The sequence below is a fragment of the Bacillus sp. LJBS17 genome, assembly GCF_019334685.1.
GTDB classification, from domain to species: Bacteria; Bacillota; Bacilli; order Bacillales; family Bacillaceae; genus Bacillus; species Bacillus subtilis.
In genome coordinates this window covers 3,304,554-3,322,055 of the sequence record NZ_CP079759.1, presented here as the reverse complement: position 1 = coordinate 3,322,055, position 17,502 = coordinate 3,304,554, and the positions used below count along the sequence as shown (strand labels likewise).

General features: G+C 45.0%; 19 protein-coding genes and 1 riboswitch. Of the genes, 15 read left to right on the top strand and 4 right to left on the bottom strand.

The features are described 5' to 3' along the window. Nucleotides 1-112 precede the first annotated feature (112 nt). The 3 genes from KXZ66_RS17210 to KXZ66_RS17200 are packed head-to-tail and all read left to right on the top strand — an operon-like array spanning nucleotide 113 to nucleotide 3,201. On the top strand, nucleotides 113-1,306 hold the full coding sequence (locus KXZ66_RS17210) for an efflux RND transporter periplasmic adaptor subunit (protein ID WP_015251242.1): 1,194 nt from the start codon (nucleotides 113-115) through the stop codon (nucleotides 1,304-1,306). Further along, on the top strand, nucleotides 1,290-1,979 hold the full coding sequence (locus KXZ66_RS17205; protein ID WP_003228456.1) for an ABC transporter ATP-binding protein: 690 nt from the start codon (nucleotides 1,290-1,292) through the stop codon (nucleotides 1,977-1,979). Before KXZ66_RS17210 ends, KXZ66_RS17205 begins: the two co-directional genes overlap by 17 nt. After that, complete coding sequence (locus KXZ66_RS17200; RefSeq protein ID WP_219144618.1) at nucleotides 1,972-3,201, top strand: ABC transporter permease; 1,230 nt, start codon at nucleotides 1,972-1,974, stop codon at nucleotides 3,199-3,201. The genes KXZ66_RS17205 and KXZ66_RS17200 overlap by 8 nt, the downstream gene beginning before the upstream one ends. A gap of 38 nt (nucleotides 3,202-3,239) precedes the next feature. On the opposite strand, the gene rsiO is transcribed toward KXZ66_RS17200, so the two are convergent. From rsiO to KXZ66_RS17185, 3 genes are all read right to left on the bottom strand, one after another. Then, entirely contained in the window at nucleotides 3,240-3,650 is a 411-nt protein-coding gene (rsiO, locus tag KXZ66_RS17195; protein WP_003243579.1) for an acid stress-sensitive anti sigma factor RsiO, read from the bottom strand. 60 nt (nucleotides 3,651-3,710) lie between these two features. Then, a complete protein-coding gene (oxdC, locus tag KXZ66_RS17190; protein WP_014477958.1) occupies nucleotides 3,711-4,868 on the bottom strand; it encodes an oxalate decarboxylase in 1,158 nt (385 codons plus the stop codon). A gap of 120 nt (nucleotides 4,869-4,988) precedes the next feature. Further along, nucleotides 4,989-5,141 (bottom strand): YvrJ family protein, encoded by a 153-nt coding sequence (locus tag KXZ66_RS17185; protein WP_003244090.1) that lies wholly within the window; start codon nucleotides 5,139-5,141, stop codon nucleotides 4,989-4,991. Nucleotides 5,142-5,342: 201 nt separating this feature from the next. Between KXZ66_RS17185 and sigO the strand changes: the two genes are divergently transcribed. The 5 genes from sigO (at nucleotide 5,343) to KXZ66_RS17160 (ending at nucleotide 9,670) form a co-directional block, all read left to right on the top strand. After that, nucleotides 5,343-5,873, top strand: coding sequence for an RNA polymerase sigma factor SigO (gene sigO / locus KXZ66_RS17180; protein WP_003228469.1), 531 nt, complete (start codon nucleotides 5,343-5,345; stop codon nucleotides 5,871-5,873). A gap of 3 nt (nucleotides 5,874-5,876) precedes the next feature. After that, entirely contained in the window at nucleotides 5,877-6,116 is a 240-nt protein-coding gene (gene rsoA / locus KXZ66_RS17175) for a sigma-O factor regulator RsoA (protein ID WP_021480583.1), read from the top strand. A 151-nt stretch (nucleotides 6,117-6,267) separates the two neighbouring features. Then, entirely contained in the window at nucleotides 6,268-6,981 is a 714-nt protein-coding gene (gene yvrH, locus KXZ66_RS17170; protein ID WP_003243545.1) for a two-component system response regulator YvrH, read from the top strand. Next, on the top strand, nucleotides 6,978-8,720 hold the full coding sequence (gene yvrG, locus KXZ66_RS17165) for a two-component system sensor histidine kinase YvrG (protein WP_151870057.1): 1,743 nt from the start codon (nucleotides 6,978-6,980) through the stop codon (nucleotides 8,718-8,720). Before yvrH ends, yvrG begins: the two co-directional genes overlap by 4 nt. Nucleotides 8,721-8,791: 71 nt before the next feature. Beyond that, nucleotides 8,792-9,670, top strand: coding sequence for an SMP-30/gluconolactonase/LRE family protein (locus tag KXZ66_RS17160; RefSeq protein WP_003228493.1), 879 nt, complete (start codon nucleotides 8,792-8,794; stop codon nucleotides 9,668-9,670). Nucleotides 9,671-9,706: 36 nt separating this feature from the next. Here the strand turns inward: KXZ66_RS17160 and KXZ66_RS17155 are convergent, their stop codons facing one another. Then, nucleotides 9,707-10,498: an SDR family NAD(P)-dependent oxidoreductase gene (locus KXZ66_RS17155; RefSeq protein ID WP_015384617.1), complete on the bottom strand. Its 792-nt coding sequence runs from the start codon at nucleotides 10,496-10,498 to the stop codon at nucleotides 9,707-9,709. A 153-nt stretch (nucleotides 10,499-10,651) separates the two neighbouring features. Further along, nucleotides 10,652-10,791, top strand: a riboswitch (cobalamin riboswitch). Between the two features lie 104 nt (nucleotides 10,792-10,895). Here KXZ66_RS17155 and KXZ66_RS17150 point away from each other — a divergent pair. The 7 genes from KXZ66_RS17150 to liaH all read left to right on the top strand — a co-directional run bounded on the left by KXZ66_RS17150 (nucleotide 10,896) and on the right by liaH (nucleotide 17,487). Next, on the top strand, nucleotides 10,896-11,840 hold the full coding sequence (locus KXZ66_RS17150; RefSeq protein ID WP_041850549.1) for an ABC transporter substrate-binding protein: 945 nt from the start codon (nucleotides 10,896-10,898) through the stop codon (nucleotides 11,838-11,840). Beyond that, a complete protein-coding gene (locus tag KXZ66_RS17145; protein ID WP_019712959.1) occupies nucleotides 11,803-12,864 on the top strand; it encodes a FecCD family ABC transporter permease in 1,062 nt (353 codons plus the stop codon). The genes KXZ66_RS17150 and KXZ66_RS17145 overlap by 38 nt, the downstream gene beginning before the upstream one ends. Continuing rightward, the gene (locus tag KXZ66_RS17140; protein WP_151870511.1) at nucleotides 12,864-14,192 is read left to right on the top strand and encodes an ABC transporter ATP-binding protein; all 1,329 of its coding nucleotides are present in this window, start codon (nucleotides 12,864-12,866) and stop codon (nucleotides 14,190-14,192) included. Before KXZ66_RS17145 ends, KXZ66_RS17140 begins: the two co-directional genes overlap by 1 nt. Before the next feature lie 22 nt (nucleotides 14,193-14,214). Continuing rightward, a complete protein-coding gene (locus KXZ66_RS17135) occupies nucleotides 14,215-14,796 on the top strand; it encodes a cob(I)yrinic acid a,c-diamide adenosyltransferase (protein WP_128993403.1) in 582 nt (193 codons plus the stop codon). A 176-nt stretch (nucleotides 14,797-14,972) separates the two neighbouring features. Next, on the top strand, nucleotides 14,973-16,241 hold the full coding sequence (locus KXZ66_RS17130) for an MFS transporter (protein ID WP_003228502.1): 1,269 nt from the start codon (nucleotides 14,973-14,975) through the stop codon (nucleotides 16,239-16,241). A gap of 161 nt (nucleotides 16,242-16,402) precedes the next feature. Next, the gene (gene liaI, locus KXZ66_RS17125; protein ID WP_038829327.1) at nucleotides 16,403-16,783 is read left to right on the top strand and encodes a cell envelope stress-induced membrane anchor protein LiaI; all 381 of its coding nucleotides are present in this window, start codon (nucleotides 16,403-16,405) and stop codon (nucleotides 16,781-16,783) included. A 26-nt stretch (nucleotides 16,784-16,809) separates the two neighbouring features. After that, the gene (gene liaH / locus KXZ66_RS17120) at nucleotides 16,810-17,487 is read left to right on the top strand and encodes a stress responsive protein LiaH (protein WP_015714684.1); all 678 of its coding nucleotides are present in this window, start codon (nucleotides 16,810-16,812) and stop codon (nucleotides 17,485-17,487) included. Nucleotides 17,488-17,502 lie beyond the last annotated feature (15 nt).

Sequence of the window (17,502 nt, the reverse complement as noted above, 5' to 3'; positions counted from 1 at the left end):
TATTTGATGCCGTCATTTCAATAAAAGGATTGCAAGTCTTTTTGAATTAATAGATAATATTGGTTAGAATGTTTCGAAAATATTACATAGTTTACAGAAAGAGGAGATCGTTGTGTCCAAGAAGAAAAAATGGCTTATTGGCGGTGCGATATGTGCCGGTGTGCTTGTATTGGCTGGGATCGGCGCTGGCGGTTTTTACTTTTTTACTCACATGAACCAAGTTGCCGTATCATCGGAGCCCTATGCTGAATCGGTCGCGGTATACATGGGAGGAGATTCAGAATCAGGCCAAACGTTTTCTGGAAAGGTTGAACCTGAGAAACAGCAGAAAGTATACATAGATTCAGAAAAAGGCAGCATTAAAAAAACATACGTCAAAGAAGGCGATCAGGTTAAAAAGGGCGATAAGCTTTTTGAGTATGAGGGCGAGGATCATTCTGATGAAGTGGAGCAAGCCAATTTGCAAATTGAAATGACAAATCTGCAAATCAACCGTTTGCAAAAATCAATAACGGAAACGGAAAAGAAGCTGAAAGTTGCAGGAAAAGAAGAGAAAACCCAGCTTCAAGATGAACTTGATCAGGCCAATTTCGATTTGAAAACAAGCCAGCTCGAACTGAAGCAGCATCAAAAAGAACTGGCTGGCCTGACGAAAAACAAAGGTTCCAATGTCATTACAAGCAAGCATGACGGAATCGTTCAAAGCGTCAATCAGGATATCGCTGACGGTGCAACAGGTGACCAGGCAGCAGGCCCGTATATCCAGATTGTTTCGACGGGCAAATATCTGGTCAAAAGCCAAATCAATGAGCTGTTAATGGACACGATCAAAAAAGGCAGCAAAGTCAGGGTCACGCTGAAAACAGGCGGTGAGGGCGAGTGGAAAGGAAAGGTCACCTCGATCGGCAAGCTTCCAGCGGGAGCAGGCGAGGGTGAAGAATCAGAAAGCTTTGCTGATGAAGAAATGAATCCCCAGTCCTCTAACTATCCTTTCACCATTTTATTAGACAGCCATAAAGGTCTTGAAGTCGGCTATCATGTCAACATCGAAGTGATGAGTGATAATGCTGATGCGGATACGATCAAGCTGCCGTCCGACATGGTCATTCAGGATGACGGCGAACCGTATGTGTGGAAAGCTGATGAGAATCAGAAAGCGGTTAAGCAGCCTGTTGAAATCGGAGAGACTGATGAAAATGACATGGTGGAAATTAAGAGCGGCCTGACGCCGGAAGATTATGTGATCTATCCTGATCCCGCGGTCAAGGAAGGAAAGCAGGTTACAGTCAATGCTGACACTGAATAATATTTCGAAGTCATACAAGCTGGGAAAAGAAGAAGTTCCAATCTTGAAACATATCAATCTGACTGTTCAGGCGGGGGAGTTTTTAGCTATTATGGGGCCTTCAGGTTCTGGAAAGTCAACGTTAATGAATATTATCGGCTGTTTGGACAGGCCAACCTCAGGAACCTATATGCTTGACCAGATCGATATATTGAAAGGGAAAGACGGGGCTTTAGCCGAAATTCGCAATGAATCAATCGGGTTTGTGTTTCAAACTTTTCATTTGCTGCCGCGTCTCACCGCGCTGCAAAATGTCGAGCTGCCGATGATCTACAATAAAGTGAAGAAAAAAGAGAGAAGACAACGGGCATATGAAGCGCTGGAAAAGGTCGGATTAAAAGACAGGGTCTCCTACAAACCGCCTAAGCTGTCCGGCGGCCAAAAGCAGCGGGTGGCGATAGCGAGGGCCCTTGTCAATCAGCCGAGGTTTATTTTAGCTGATGAACCGACCGGGGCGCTTGATACCAAATCAAGTGAACAAATTTTGTCACTGTTTTCCGAACTGCATCGGGAAGGCAAAACCATTATTATGATAACCCACGACCCGGACGTTGCCAAAAAAGCTGACAGAACCGTTTTTATCAGAGACGGAGAGCTGGTATTAGATGAGAGAGGGGATATCAGCCATGCTTGAACATATTCGCATCTCCTTTCAATCCATTTTTTCTCATAAATTAAGATCGATTCTGACAATGCTCGGCGTGATTATCGGCATAGCGGCAATCATCGCGATTGTTTCAATGCTGAAGGGCCAAAGTGAGCAATTAAAGCAAAGTATGATCGGCATGGGAAACAACGCCATCAATGTTGTCTACCAGCCGTCTGGCGGAGAAGAGGAGAGCGGCGGCCCTGAGGTGTCGTATGCGTCCGCGCCGCCTGTAGCGGAAGAAACAGTAAAGGCGATCAAATCAGATCCGATGGTCAAAGGATTATCCTTATATTACTTGTCAGAAGGCGCGAGCGTTTTTCATTTAACAAACGTTTCGTATCCCCAAGTGTATGGAGTGGACGATGATTACTTCGACATGTTTCCAATCCGAATAACCGAAGGGAGAAAGCTGACGGAAAATGATTTAAACAGCACACACCAAGTGGTGATGATCAATGAAGCTGTCAGAGATGAACTGTTTCCGGACGGAGAAGCTCTGCATAAAAGCATTGAGATGAATGGTGTGCCGTTTAAGGTCGTCGGTGTTTTTAAAGAAAAAAATCAACAGGAAAGCATGTTTGAAGGCGACTACGCGAACCCGGTTTTGTACGTGCCGAAAAAAGTGTGGCCGCTTATTGAAGGGTTTGACGCGCCAACGCAGATTGCCGTGCAGGCTAATTCTTCTGAGCATATCCAAGAAGCGGGTGTAATGGCTGCAGATCTTTTAAATCAGGGACTGTCAGAAGCTGAGCTGGAAAAAGCAGAGTACAGTGTAATGGATCTTCAGGAGATCGCGCAGGAAGTGGAGTCCTTTAATCAGTCATTTGCATTGCTGCTTGGCGGAATCGCCAGTATTTCACTTTTGGTGGGCGGTATCGGCGTCATGAATATTATGCTCGTTTCCGTAACGGAGCGCACGAGGGAAATCGGAATTAAGAAAGCGCTCGGTGCTAAGCGGCGTGTGATTTTATTTCAATTTTTAACCGAGGCTGTTGTGCTGACAAGCATTGGCGGAATACTCGGTGTGCTGGCGGGCTTCGGCATCGCCAAGCTGCTGACGGTCATTTTTCCGATGCCTTTTATCGTCTCCATTCCAGCTGTTGTCGGAGCACTCATCTTTTCAATGGCAGTCGGCATTATCTTCGGCTTGCTTCCGTCTATCAAGGCTTCGAAGCTTCAGCCTGTAGACGCGCTTCGCTATGAATAAAAAGAACGCATCCAATTGGAATGCGTTTTTTTTTTTTTTTAGCTGGGAAGGGCCGAGTTGCATTTGTCTAAAATCAAAAAAACGGCTGCGACAATCATTTCTTCTGTGGTGGACAGCCAGATGTCGCTGATCAATTGGTCTGTTGTATGAGCAGTCATCCACAAAAACAGCAGCTGTACGATGCCGGCAAGGAGAATGAATAGACGTTTTCCTGTCTTGAAAAATGTAAAGCTATGTATCATCAGCCTTTCAAATGGTTCAAAGCATAATCCGAGAACAAGGAATACCACGGCAAAAAGCAGGACATGAGCTGCTGAGCGGTAGCTCGTTCCCGCTAAAGAAAACAATATATAGATGACAGCAAAATAGGTCAACACCACTGCTGCTGCGGCCAGCAAGTACTTTATGGAGAGCCGCAATAAGCGTTTTGAAGGGTTTTGATGTTTCACTGGTTCAGCTCCTTATGAAGGCTTGCAGAGAACGAGTGCTCTCTGCAAGCCGCAAGTCTCTTATTTACTGCATTTCTTTTTCACTACTGGGTGCTTTTCTTTTGAAAGCACATCAGTAAAGTCTTTGCCCAAGTCAAGGTGCGCTTGAACAAATGTTTCAGGAAGCATGGCAAGCCATTGGTTTAAAGATACATCAGCATAATGGTCGTCTTTGAAGATTTCTAAAAAGACAAGCGGTTCATCCCCGATGTTTTCAACGTAATGACCCATTGCAAATGGTACATACCCGACATCACCGGCTTGGTAATTAAACGTTCTGGCATGGCCGTCAGATGCAAAAACGGTCATTCTAGCTTTACCGGAGATGTAGTATTGCCATTCGTGGGTATTCGGATGCCAGTGCAGTTCTCTCATGGCGCCGGGTTCTACTGTTACGAGCGCTGATGCGATGGTTTTAGACACTTTGAAGTTTGTCGAATCTGCAATGTATACTTTTCCTCCCTCAGATTCGATCGGCTCTTGTTCAAGAAGGCGGTAAGTAAATGGATAAGGCACTTCGCCATTCGGCCCTTCCACAATATCATCTTTTAAACTGCCAGGAAGTTGGTTTTCAAATATATATTTTTCTTTGCCAGGTAAATTGGCAATCTCTTCTTTTGTCACGCCGAAGTTCGCAGCAATAACTTCTTTTGGAGTGTGGGCAAGCCAATCTGTCAGCTGGAACGTGCTGTTTTCAGAGAATGATCCATCGTCAAACACGAGCAGGAACTCAGCTCCCTCATCCAGCGCTTGGATGGAGTGCGGCAGGCCTGACGGGAAGTACCAAAGGTCTCCTTCACCTACATCGTCAATAAAGCTGCGCCCTTTTTCATCTACAATTGTGACTCTTGCACTTCCGTAAATCATATAAGCCCATTCAGCTTCTTTATGCCAGTGAAGCTCGCGAATGGCACCTGGCTTCAGCCGCATATTTACGGATGCAAGGTTTTCTGAAATCGGCAATTCACGTACTGTCACTTCACGGGCATATCCGCCTTTTTCTAATCGGTTATGAGTATCAGAGAACGAAAACTTCATATTGCTGACGGTGCCATGATCGGTTTCAGGCGGAACGAGCATATCAGGGTTTTGCCGGTCTCTTTCAATATTGCGCGGGATTTTTACCGTTGCTCCTTTGTCTCCTCTAATTGGCTGCGGAATGTCATTTTGTTTTTTCATGAAATGTTTCCTCCTTACATTTAAATGTGATAGCAGAAAGAGAAGGTGAAAGGCCTTTCGTTTTCCCTTCTGTTTTGTTAAGTGAAAAAAACCAGTGAAAAGTCAACTTCGATTGAAAAATTATTTTTTTGCATGATCTTTCAGTTCTGTCATTAGTTCTATTAGTTGATCAAACTTCTTTTCGAATCGGGTCAGCAGATACATTGCAATCAGCGCGGGAAACCCCAAATTGCCGATCTGTTTTACGACTTCCTCTATAAAAACCTGATCCATAGGAAAATACCTCCCTTCTTTTTCTGCAGTCATGTATGTAAGTGAAGGAAATCCGATAAAACGTAAACTGCTGCAAAGTATTTTGCAAAACACTAGTCGGAAAGTAGTAGTTTACTTTTTTTTGCTTTCCTTCATTTAATTTAGTAGGGAGGCGGTTTGATGGACTATCAAAGTCTTTTACGGTCAAAATGTAAGGAGATAATGAAGCATCCCATCGTGAAGCATTTTTTGAGCAATCCTCAGCATTACCGTTTGTTCAAAAACGTAATGGAAAGCCCTAACGAAAAAGATGCAAAATCATTGGACGAGCTATTTAAGCAGTTTTATAAAGAAATCCGCATCGTCAAGTATATGAATTCAATGATTCGCATCTTTTCTATTGATTTTGATAAGCGGGTTCGCAAAAATCAAAAACGGTATCCGCTGACGGTTGATCATCCGGAGGCAGGAGATCGGCTTCCTTCCGAAACAGGAAGCGATGCATTTGAAGAATTTTTAGACAGGCAGGATGATTTGAGCCAGCATGTTCAGGATTATCAGCTCTACCAAGCGATTCAGAATCTGACTGACAAACAAAAAAGTGTGCTGACGAAAGTGTATCTTCACGGTGCCACGATGCAGGAGATTGCAGATTCATTAGGGGAGTCCCGACAAAACATCTCCAACATTCATAAAAAGGGGCTGGAGAATATCAGAAAGCAGCTAGCGGCGCAAAAAAAGGGGGAAAAGTAAGCTGTGAACGGCCAGTTTGAACAAAAAAAGAAACAAAAAGACGAGACTTATGACATTGAGCACCTGATTGCATGCTTTTCACCGATGATCAGAAAAAAACTCAGCAATACGTCCTATCAAGAAAGAGAAGATTTAGAGCAAGAGCTGAAGATCAAAATGTTTGAAAAGGCTGATATGCTTTTATGTCAGGATGTGCCGGGGTTTTGGGAGTTTATTTTGTACATGGTAGATGAGAACTCATAATATTTTCATATGAAAAAACATCAAAAGGGAGCGCTTGTTTGCTCCTTTTTTGCTGTTTTGATTTGCCAATCTCCAATGTATTCAAAAATGTACCATAAATAAACGATATAATGATAAGATGAAAAAAACAGTGACAGAAAGGAACATAAAAGTGGAAAATGCGTCAATTTTAATCGTAGACGATGAGAAAGCGATTGTGGACATGATCAAACGCGTTCTCGAAAAAGAAGGTTATCGAAATATACTGGATGCGGCAAGCGCAGAAGAAGCGATTCCCGTTGTGAAGGCCAATAAGGTTGACTTGATTGTGCTGGATGTCATGATGGGCGGAATGTCCGGTTTTGAAGCCTGCACATTGATCAGAGAGTATTCAGACGCTCCGATTTTTTTCCTGACGGCAAGATCATCCGACGCGGACAAATTATCGGGCTTTGCGGTTGGAGCTGATGACTATATCACAAAACCATTTAATCCGCTGGAATTAGCGGCGCGGATCAGAGCGCATCTCAAGCGTACATATCAATCGAAAGAAACGAGTTCAAATCAAACCTACACATATGATTACTTTACTTTTTCTCCGCAAAATGCCGAGCTGATCGTAGGCGGGGAAGCCGTTGCCTGTTCAGCCCAGCTTCTGCAGCTTTTGCAGTATTTTTGTGAACACCCTAACGTGGTGCTTTCCAAAGATCAAATATATGAAAAAGTATGGGGCTATCCTTCCTACGGTGACAACAACACCGTCATGGTACATATTCGCAAGCTTAGGGAGAAGATTGAGCGCGATCCGAGCAATCCGGAGTATATTGTAACCGTTCGAGGTCTCGGCTATCGTTTTATCCCAAATCCTGAAGGCAAGCGGTCATGAGGTTAAGATGGAAGTTTTTGTTTCACTTTTTCGGCCAGATGCTGATTGTGATCCTGCTGCTTACGGTTATGCTTGTTGCGTCGTTTTTCTATTTAGACGCTCGTTTTAGCGATGCGGAATCCAATTCAGGGCTGACGAAGGCAACGACCGACACACTTGAGGCATATCTCGATGTAAACGAAGACGGGACATGGGAAGTGGATAATTTCCTGAAGAAATCTGTTGATAAACAGCACGGCTGGATGCAAATCATTGATTCGGAAGGAAACACTGATTATTCCTACGGCGTGCCAAAAGAAGTGCCGGGCACCTATACCAAGAAAGAGCTTTTGTCTATTTATAAAACCAAAAAGCTTCATAACTATAAACTGAATTATTGGGCCATCAATATTGAAGATAAGTCGTATCTTCTATTGTCCGGCTGGAAATCAAAAAGTGAACAGCTCCTGACTTCCGTTGAAAAGCGCGAACAAAAGATAGACTCGCTAGCGCACTATAAGTCCAGTACCGTCGACTATATTAAGCGGAAAAAAGGCGCCATTTACCTGTTAGACAGCAATGGAAAGATTCTCGACAGCATCAACAGCACAAAAAGCGAAAGAAAAACGATGAACCAGCTGGAGCTGCTTAAATACAGCTCTAAACCTTGGAACTATAAGCGGGAAATTTCCGTTAAGATCCTCAATAAAGACAGATGGATGGTCGCTACGGTGCCGAACCCTGTCTATGTAACCGATCAGGAGTTTAACAAATCGTTCCTGAAGGTTGTATTAAAAGCGATGTTTCTCGTGATGGCCGTTTTGTTCATGTATATCATTTGGATGACCGTTTGGTATATGTTCCGATTCGGGCTGCCGATTTTTCATACGATTAGATGGCTGGTCAATCTGTCAAAAGGGAAGCTTGAGGAGCCCAGAAACCGGGAAGGCCGTCCTGTCAGCAAAAATAAAAAGGGAAAAATCAAACAGCCGTACCGCTTCTTCGGTGAGATATTTGAATCAATGGATCAGCTGACTGAAACGCTGAGAAGGGATAAAAGAAACAGAGAAAAAATCCAGGCGACAAGGGAAGAATGGATTGCCGGTTTGTCACATGACTTAAAAACACCGCTCAGCAGCATTTACGGCTACAGCATGATGCTCGAGTCGAAGCAGTATGACTGGTCGCCGGAAGAAGTGAAAGAAATGGGGCAGGTTGTCAGAGAAAAATCTGAATACATGTCCAAGCTGATTGAAGACTTAAATTTAACGTATCGCCTGAAAAATGATGCTCTTCCTATTGAGAGAAATCTCACTAGCCTTATCCCGTTTTTTAAAAATGTCATTGAGGATTTTAAGAAAAATCCGTTTTCTGAAGGCTATGATATCTCGTTTGTATCCAAAGAAGAGCATATTGAATTTGCCCTTGATGAAGCGTGGTTCAGGCGCATATTAGAAAACCTCCTTGGGAATGCCGTGAAGCACAACGACAAAGGAACAGAGATTCAAGTCATTCTGGAGCAAACAAAAAATCATATATCTTTAAAGGTGAAGGACAATGGGAAAGGAATGGATGAAGAAACGATTACCCATTTGTTTAACCGTTACTACAGAGGGACGAACACAAAAGATTCAACTGCCGGAACGGGTCTCGGGCTCGCGATTGCCAAGGAGCTTGTCCATCTCCATAACGGAACGATCCATGTGAACAGCAGAATGAACATTGGAACGGTCATTACCATCCTTTTTAAAAAACAATAAACATCAAGTGGTTTGGACACCTCTTTGCCGGGAATAACAATATATAGACTGAAGCTAAAGAGGTGTAACACATGGATGCAGTATTGGAAGCAGACACTCGGGCAGTGATTGGAGAAGGCCCGTTATGGGATGAAGAAAACGGCCGCTTATATTGGGTTGATATCCTGGGGAGCGAGCTCCATATCTTTGACCCTGAAGAAAAAATCAACCGATCAATCAAATTCAAATCCTTTGTGACGGCGCTTGCGAAATATTCAAAGGATGAACTGATTATGACGATGAAGGACGGGTTTTACCTGTATCATCTTCGGGATGACAGCTTGGAAAAAATTAAACAGCCGAAGGACATGCATGAGAGCCTGAGATTTAATGATGCTAAATGTGACCCGTACGGAAGGCTTTGGGCGGGGACGACGAGCATGGAAGGCGAGCAAAAACAGGCGTCGCTGTACCGTTTGAATCTAGACGGCAGTCTTGTCAAAATCAAGGATCAAGTCTCCACCTCAAACGGTTTGGATTGGGACCGCGAGCGGAATTTGATGTATTACATCGACACGCCGACGCAGGAGATTGTGCGTTACAGCTATGATCCTCAAAGCGGAGATGTTTCGAATCCAGAACCTGTCTATCGTTTTGATCAGTCAGACGGATTGCCGGACGGCATGACAATTGACCAAAATGGCATGCTGTGGGTGGCGCTGTTTGGCGGCAGCCGCGTTGTTCACATTGACCCGTTTCAGAAAAAAGAAATCAATTCAATCAGCGTGCCGGCTAAATATGTCACGTGCTGCGCGTTCGGCGGCAGAGACTTAAAAACCCTTTACATTACAACGGCAACAGAACAAATGACAGAAAAAGAGAGATACGAGCAGCCTCACGCTGGAGGGTTGTTTTCAGCACAACTGGAAACAGGCGGATATCAGCCGGTACCATTTGCTGGAGACGTATAAAAAAACGCATCCGAAACACGGATGCGTTTTTTTATACTACAGAGAACGGATAATTCCGCCTTCCACACGCTGTGCCGTGCCGTTAATGGCGGATGCGGCGTCAGACGCGAGGAATACGATTGTGTTAGCGACTTCTTCTGCTGTCGCGTATCGCTGAATAAGTGAGGTTGGCTCATTGACCTTGAAATAGTCTTTGATAAATGTGTCTGTATCCTGGCCGGCTGCTTGTGCGGCACCTTCCATATAGGATGCCACGCCCTCGGTCCAAGTAGGTCCCGGGAGCACTGAGTTAACCGTCACATTTGTGCCTTTTGTCATTTCAGCCATTCCTCTTGAAAGGCTGATCAGCGCCGTTTTTGTCATTGAGTATGGAATCATCGTTGGCAGCGGTTTGACGCCTGCTTCACTTGCAATATTTAAAATGCGGCCGCTGTTTTTGGCAAGCATTTTTGGAAGGAAGTGACGGCTTGTCCGAACGGCGCTCATCACGTTCACTTCGAAATATTGATTCCACTCTTCATCTGTCACATCGGCGAAGTCTTTTACCTCGAAGAAACCAAGGTTGTTGACAAGGATATCGATATCACCGATTTCATTTACTTTTTCGATAAAAGCCGCTGCTTCATCTGTTTTTGACAAATCGGCAGCAGCACCGTGCACTGTTCCATAGCCAGAAAGCTCTTCAATCGTGCGATCGACAGTCTCCTGTTTGCGTCCGTTGACAATGACTGCCGCACCCTCTTGCAGAAAGCTTTTTGCGGCGGCTTTCCCGATACCGGACGTCGAGCCGGTGATTAAGACGAGTTTGTCTTTTAGCTGTAAATCCATAAGAATCATTCCTTTTGATTGATGATGGTATTAAGTATACAAGATCAAATTTAGTGTTTACGAGGATTTTGCTCCCATACACAATATGGGGAAAAGTCATTCAGGACACATATACAAGCCTGTCAGTCATATAGTATAATTACTCCGAAAAAAGGATACGAATGTCAAATAGGTGCCGGTCCGTGAACAACAGCCGGCTTAAAAGGGAAACCGGTAAAAGCCGGTGCGGTCCCGCCACTGTAATTGGCCAAGCGCCAAGAGCCAGGATACCTGCCTGTTTGATCAGCACGAATTCTGCGAGGACAGATGATGTGTAAACAATAGGCTTTTTTGTGTTGTTTACAGCATCTTTACCGTCGTAGAGATGCTTTTTTAGTTCGTTTAGGAGGAAAAAATTATGAAAAAACGAGCCGGGATATGGACTGCGCTCCTGTTGGCTGTTGTTATGCTGGCAGGCTGCGGCAATCCTGCGGATCAGAAGGATTCAAAGGCAAAACAAAAAACAGAAGCGTTTCCTGTCACCATTGATGATGCGTCAAATCAAGATGTAACCATCAAAAAAGAGCCAAAAAAGATTGTTTCATTAATGCCGAGCAACACAGAAATTACATACGCACTCGGCCTTGGTGACAAAGTGGTCGGTGTCACCACAAACGATACCTATCCAAAGGAAGTCAAAAAGGTTGAGAAAGTCGGAGATATGAATGTAAACGTTGAAAAAGTCATTTCTCTAAAACCAGATCTCGTTCTGGCCCATGAGTCTTCCATGTCAGCATCAGCGGATGCCATCAAACAGCTGAAGGACGCGGGCATTACAGTGCTGACTGTCAATGATGCACAATCATTCTCCGAGGTGTACAAATCAATCGAAATGATCGGAGAAGCTGCCGGGGCGGAGAAAAAAGCTGATCAGCTCGTGAAAAGCATGAAATCAGATCTAAAGGATATTCAAGAAAAAGCGAAAACCATTTCAAAAGACGAGGAGAAAAGCGTATTTATCGAGGTTTCTCCTGATCCTGACATTTATACAACCGGAAAAGATACGTTTATGAATGAAATGCTGAATGTCATCCATGCTAAAAACGCAGCTGCGGATCAGACAGGATGGGTGCAAATGACAGATGAGGCGATCGTAAAACTCAATCCTGATGCAATTGTTACAACGGACGGTGTGAAAGCGAAAGCTGTGGAAAAACGCGATGGCTGGAGCGAAATCAATGCTGTGAAACATCATCGTGTATATGATGTGGACCCTGATCTTGTGACACGTTCCGGTCCCCGTCTGATCGAAGGGGTCGAAGAACTTGCGGAAAGCATTTACCCGGATACGTTTAAGGAATAATCGTTATGCCGCATATATCATTGGTTTCTCATTTTTAGCCGTGAGCATCATCTTAGGAATTTCTTGCGGCAGCCTGCATATTCCTATTCCCGCTGTTTTTCGTGTCTTTTGGCATCAAGGCTTCGGCGGCTCTATTGGTTCTGATGATCCGATGTACACTAATATTATGATGAATATCAGACTGCCGAGAGTTGTGCTGGCCGCCCTTGTGGGGGCGGCTCTTTCTATTGCAGGGGCCGCTTTTCAAGGATTATTGAAAAATCCACTTGCTGATCCCTATACGCTAGGTGTGTCATCCGGTGCTTCAGTCGGAGCTGTTGTGACTCTGTTCTTAGGTCTGCACCTTCCTGTCATCGGAGGGTTTACACTCCCGGTTGTGAGTGTAGCCGCGGCACTTGCCACGATGGCGGCGGTCCTTTTCTTCAGCCGCCTCGTTCATGCTTCGATGTCTGTTTCCACCCTCATTTTGACCGGTGTCATCACCAACTCTTTTTTAGGCGCATTTATTTCTCTTATCATCGCCTTGACAGGAGACAACCTGCTTCCGATTGTGCATTGGCTGCTTGGCAGCGTCTCAATGAGGGGCTGGAGCTATGTTATTTTGTTTCTCCCGTTTTTTCTTTTGGGAACCATTTTATTGATTATAAACGGAAGGGAACTGAACGTGATGACATATGGAGAAGATAAAGCAAAGCTTCTTGGAGTCAGCGTTCAGCAGAGGAAGATGATGATATTAATAGCAGGATCTCTTTTGACGGGAAGCGCTGTGGCAGTATCGGGCACGATCGGCTTTGTCGGCCTTGTGATTCCGCATATCACAAGGCTATTGTGGGGAACGGACCATCGGCATTTACTGCCGCTGTCCGCCTTGCTAGGGGCAGGGTTTCTCGTTTTAGCCGATCTGCTTTCCAGAACCATCATTGAGCCGATTGAACTGCCGATCGGGATCATTACGTCCTTGGCGGGAGCGCCTGTGTTCGCTCTTATTTTAATTCGGCAGCACCGCGGGAGGAGAAGCTTATGATGAAGGCAGAAGGGCTGTCGGGAGGATACGGCGACAGCCGCCTAATCAACAATGTCAGCTTAACAGTGGAGAAGGGAGAATTTCTCGGAATTCTTGGCCCTAATGGAAGCGGAAAAACCACGCTTTTGCACTTGCTGACAGGTACGCTGCCGGCCAAGGAAGGCAGCGTTTATCTGGCCGGAAAACTGCTGGCGGACTATAAACCGAAGGAACTGGCGCAAATCATGGCCGTCCTGCCGCAAAAAACGGATCAAGCCTTCACCTTTACCGTCGAAGAAACTGTAGCCTTTGGCAGATATCCATTCCAAACGGGGCTGTTCAGACAGCAGACTGAAAAGGATGAAGCCATTGTACAGGAAGCAATGGAGCAAACAGGAGTGGCCGATTTTGCGCAAAAGCCGATTCGCGAACTAAGCGGAGGGGAACAGCAGCGGGTGTATTTGGCACAAGCTTTGGCGCAGCAGCCGCGTATTTTATTTTTGGACGAGCCGACTAATTTTCTCGATCTGGCTTATCAAAAAGACCTGCTTGATCTGATCAAACGCCTGACGAGAGAAAGCGGATTGGCAGCTGTCAGCGTTTTTCATGATCTGAACACCGCAAGCCTGTACTGTGATGAGCTCATGTTTATGAAAAACGGTGCCGCTGGTCCTAAGCAAAAACCGGAATATGCTGTCACAGAACAAAGCATAAAGGCGGTGTACGATACAGATGTCACCGCCTTGGTACATCAAAGCTCACCTAAACCGATGATTGTGATTCAGCCTGAAAAAGATAGCGCGAAGCGGCAGTCTATCCTATTTGAAGCATTGCTCCAAGCGGGGCGTGATAACATTCTTCTGCAAACGGAAATCCCGCTTCGAACATTGTCCTCGACGCCTATCGGTGCAGGGTTTTCGTGGAGCAGGACGCTGATCCATAAACGGCTGCCAGATCAGCCAGAACCGATAGAAGGACTTACGGCCTGTCTTTCAGAAAGCGGTTTTCAACTGCAGGAGACGTGTGCGATGGCTTCTTCAGAAAGACTTGACCGTTTCGTGTATCGAACGTATGAAGACAGAGAGTTATCCGTTTTCATATGCGTTCAGACCGGCTTTTCGATTTGGATTTTGATAAACGGCTATGCGGCAGATCAATTCTTCATCAAAGCTCTTATGGCTGCCGAAGCAGAACGGACGAAAGTGCTGGGAGACGGAAGAGGCACAGGTGATATTCTCATCGCCGCGACTCAAACTCAGCAATCCCAAAACATAGAACAGCGGCTGAACCAATTGATAAAGAAAGGGACAGCTGAATGTGTAAAAGAGGCTGCTGAGTTGTTTGAATAAGTCTGTAAAGGAGATTCAGGGTATGAAACTATATACAAAAACAGGCGATAAGGGACAAACGGGCTTAGTCGGGGGCAGAACGGACAAGGACAGCCTACGCGTCGAAAGCTACGGCACGATTGACGAGCTTAACAGCTTTATCGGGCTTGCTTTGGCAGAGCTTTCCGGGCAGCCCGGCTTTGAAGATCTGACAGCCGAGCTGCTGACCATCCAGCATGAGCTGTTTGACTGCGGAGGCGATCTGGCAATCGTCACAGAAAGAAAAGACTACAAACTAACGGAAGAATCTGTTTCCTTTTTAGAAACGCGCATTGATGCCTATACAGCAGAAGCGCCGGAACTGAAGAAATTTATTCTTCCAGGCGGATCAAAGTGTGCTTCGCTTCTCCATATCGCACGCACCATTACAAGGCGGGCAGAACGAAGAGTGGTGGCGCTGATGAAATCGGAGGAGATTCATGAAACAGTGCTGCGTTATCTCAATCGTCTGTCCGATTATTTCTTTGCCGCCGCACGGGTTGTGAATGCAAGAAACGGTATTGGCGATGTAGAATATGAAAGAAGTGCCATTGTGTTTCGGGACCGAAACAGCAGTGAATCATAAAAAGTGAAAACGAAAGCCGGCGTGTTCAAATACATGCCGGCTTTTTTTGTTTTTCACTCTGTCAATTTCCCATTTTACGACAAAAAATGAACCTTATGAATTATTGACTGAAAAATGGAAAAATGAGATATTGTAATAAATAGATGTAAAAAATAGGCAGTGGGGGGCTCTGATGGATGGTGAATTTAATTGAAAGTGATAGCATCTGGAAGAGAAATTTCAATTATCTGTTTTTCTCAAGAATAGTCAAGATATCCGGCGATATGTTCGCATTTAATTCAATATTATGGTTTTTAATTTATGACGGCAAAGGTGCGATCGGCACTGCTTTATTGATTGCTGTCACGTTTTTGCCGGAAGCCGTTCTGGCGCCTGTGACGGGGCCTTTTATGAAACAGACCACGCTGAAATTTTGGATGTACTTTTCAGATCTGACAAGGGCGGCGATTGTTTTGATTATCCCTCTATGTCATTTTGCGGGCTTCTCTCCGCTGTGGTTTGTCATGACGCTTATGATTGTGCATTCAGCTACTGGAGCTGCCTACAATCCCGCCTCTATCGCTTTGATTCCTCAAATCGTCAATGAACAGGGCATTCAAAAAGCAAACGCTGTGCTGCAATCCTCCGCTCAAATTGTCCGGCTTGGGGCTGTCACATTATGCGGCGCTTTTCTTACGTTTATCAGTCCTTCTTATACCATGCTTATCGCACTTGTGCTCTATTTGGTGTCAGGTTTTCTCGTTCTTTTTATTAAGTACACTGCGGTTGAATCTCAATCAGAGTCTGCGGTTGTTACACAGAGAGGCACATATATCGGAAGACTGAAACGCGGCTTTAGGCTCGTCAGAAAACACCAGATTTTATATCCGCTCGCCATTTACTGTATCTTTATGAATTTCGCGGCTGCCCCATGGGAAGCGCTCTCTGCCGTATACGTTGCGGAAGATTTAAACGGCCAGCCGATCGTATACTCGCTTTTAAAGGCCACTACCGCCGCGGGCGCGTTTTTACTAGGGTTTGTGCTGGCGAAAGTCAAAGTAAACAGGTACGGCTTGTTATTCGTCACTGCCGGCATTATTGAAGGATTTGCTTTCTTTATTACCGGGATGAACACCTTTTTGCCGCTCGTCTTTTTCGCTGCTTTTACCTTTGGTGCCGCAGTCAGTGCTGTTAATGTTCCTGAGTACACGATTATCCAGACGTCTGTGGATAGTGAGGATCAGCCGCAGGTTTACGCCGTTATACATATGATCTCAAATATTTCGATCCCTGCCGGAGCTGTCATTTGCGGGTATGCCGCTAATGCTTTCGGCTCAGGAACAGTGATTGCTGCCGGCGGGATTGTCGAAATTATTGCGGGTATCGGAATCTTGCTGTTTACAAAACTGGCCAAAGCAGAAAGGTCCGACCTGATTAAAGAAAGGGAAGCAAGTGTTCATCTGTAAAGGGTTTTGAAACGCCATGCCTCGTGCATGGCGTTTTTTTGTGCCAATGGGTCCGGTGCGAGATACGACTCCGGTCTTATATAAAAATCAATCTCTGATTCGTTTTGCATATCTTCCAACTTGTATAAGATGAAGACAAGGAAAACGAAAGGAGGATCTGCATGAAGATCAACAAGAAAACAATAGGCGGATTCTTATTAATTGTATTTGGGATCTCTGTCTTTTTTGGAGGAGGAAGCTTCGGCTTTATCATCCCTCTCGCCATCGGGGGCTTAATGACATACGCAGGAGTCAAAAGGTTTGCCGCGGGAAAAACCATCACGGGAATCATCGTGGGCGGTATCGGGGCCATTATGCTCATCTGCTCACTTCCGTTTGTCGTCGGAATCGCATTGGCGGCCGCTATGGTGTATTACGGCTGGAAGCTGATGAAAAACGGATCAGCTGATAACGGTGTATCATCTTTTGATCCTGAACCGGCTTCTGCTGCCTACCAATCTCACTTTGATGACGAATGGGAAGAATTTTTGAAGAAAAAATAATATCAATATATTAGGAGGAATTAGGTATGGTATTAAAAAGAATCAGAGATATGTTTGTTGCGTCAGTTCATGAAGGACTTGATAAAATGGAGAATCCAAAGGTGATGCTGAATCAATATGTACGCGATATGGAAAGCGACATCGCAAAAGCAAAGCAAACAATTGTGAAACAGCACACGATTGCCTATCAATTTAAGAAAAAATATGAAGAAGCCGCTGAAGTGGCTGGCAAACGGAAAAATCAGGCACAGCTCGCATTTGACGCGGGTGAAGAAGAACTGGCGAAAAAGGCGCTGACTGAAATGAAGTATTTAGAAGGAAAGGCGGCTGAGCATAAAGCTTCCTATGAACAGGCAAACAGTCAGCTGGCCGATCTGAAAGAGCAGCTGGCTGCACTTGAAACAAAGCTTCAGGACGTAAAGGATAAAAAACAGGCGCTGATTGCGCGGGCAAATGCGGCGAAAGCTAAAGAGCATATGAATACGACATTTGACAAAATTGACAGTGAAAGCGCGTATCGTGAATTTTTGCGTATTGAAAATCGTATTGAAGAAATGGAAATCCGCGCGAATTATTCAAAGTCAGCGGAAGCCGGCGCAGAACTTACACGTAAAGAATTCGCAGACGATGTGGAAGCAGAGATTGAAAAAATGCGGACACTTTCACTGCAAAAATCAGACCAGACACAAGCGGCAAATGAATAAGCGGAACGGGGAAGG

Bases quoted from the DNA above. Each gene is read 5' to 3' on its own strand.
- oxdC (WP_014477958.1), bottom strand. From the start codon at position 4,868: ATGAAAAAACAAAATGACATTCCGCAGCCAATTAGAGGAGACAAAGGA.
- liaH (WP_015714684.1), top strand. From the start codon at position 16,810: ATGGTATTAAAAAGAATCAGAGATATGTTTGTTGCGTCAGTTCATGAA.
- KXZ66_RS17130 (WP_003228502.1), top strand. From the start codon at position 14,973: ATGGTGAATTTAATTGAAAGTGATAGCATCTGGAAGAGAAATTTCAAT.
- yvrG (WP_151870057.1), top strand. From the start codon at position 6,978: ATGAGGTTAAGATGGAAGTTTTTGTTTCACTTTTTCGGCCAGATGCTG.
- KXZ66_RS17205 (WP_003228456.1), top strand. From the start codon at position 1,290: ATGCTGACACTGAATAATATTTCGAAGTCATACAAGCTGGGAAAAGAA.
- KXZ66_RS17160 (WP_003228493.1), top strand. From the start codon at position 8,792: ATGGATGCAGTATTGGAAGCAGACACTCGGGCAGTGATTGGAGAAGGC.
- liaI (WP_038829327.1), top strand. From the start codon at position 16,403: ATGAAGATCAACAAGAAAACAATAGGCGGATTCTTATTAATTGTATTT.
- sigO (WP_003228469.1), top strand. From the start codon at position 5,343: ATGAAGCATCCCATCGTGAAGCATTTTTTGAGCAATCCTCAGCATTAC.
- KXZ66_RS17135 (WP_128993403.1), top strand. From the start codon at position 14,215: ATGAAACTATATACAAAAACAGGCGATAAGGGACAAACGGGCTTAGTC.
- KXZ66_RS17200 (WP_219144618.1), top strand. From the start codon at position 1,972: ATGCTTGAACATATTCGCATCTCCTTTCAATCCATTTTTTCTCATAAA.
- KXZ66_RS17150 (WP_041850549.1), top strand. From the start codon at position 10,896: ATGAAAAAACGAGCCGGGATATGGACTGCGCTCCTGTTGGCTGTTGTT.
- KXZ66_RS17155 (WP_015384617.1), bottom strand. From the start codon at position 10,498: ATGGATTTACAGCTAAAAGACAAACTCGTCTTAATCACCGGCTCGACG.
- KXZ66_RS17185 (WP_003244090.1), bottom strand. From the start codon at position 5,141: ATGGATCAGGTTTTTATAGAGGAAGTCGTAAAACAGATCGGCAATTTG.
- KXZ66_RS17140 (WP_151870511.1), top strand. From the start codon at position 12,864: ATGAAGGCAGAAGGGCTGTCGGGAGGATACGGCGACAGCCGCCTAATC.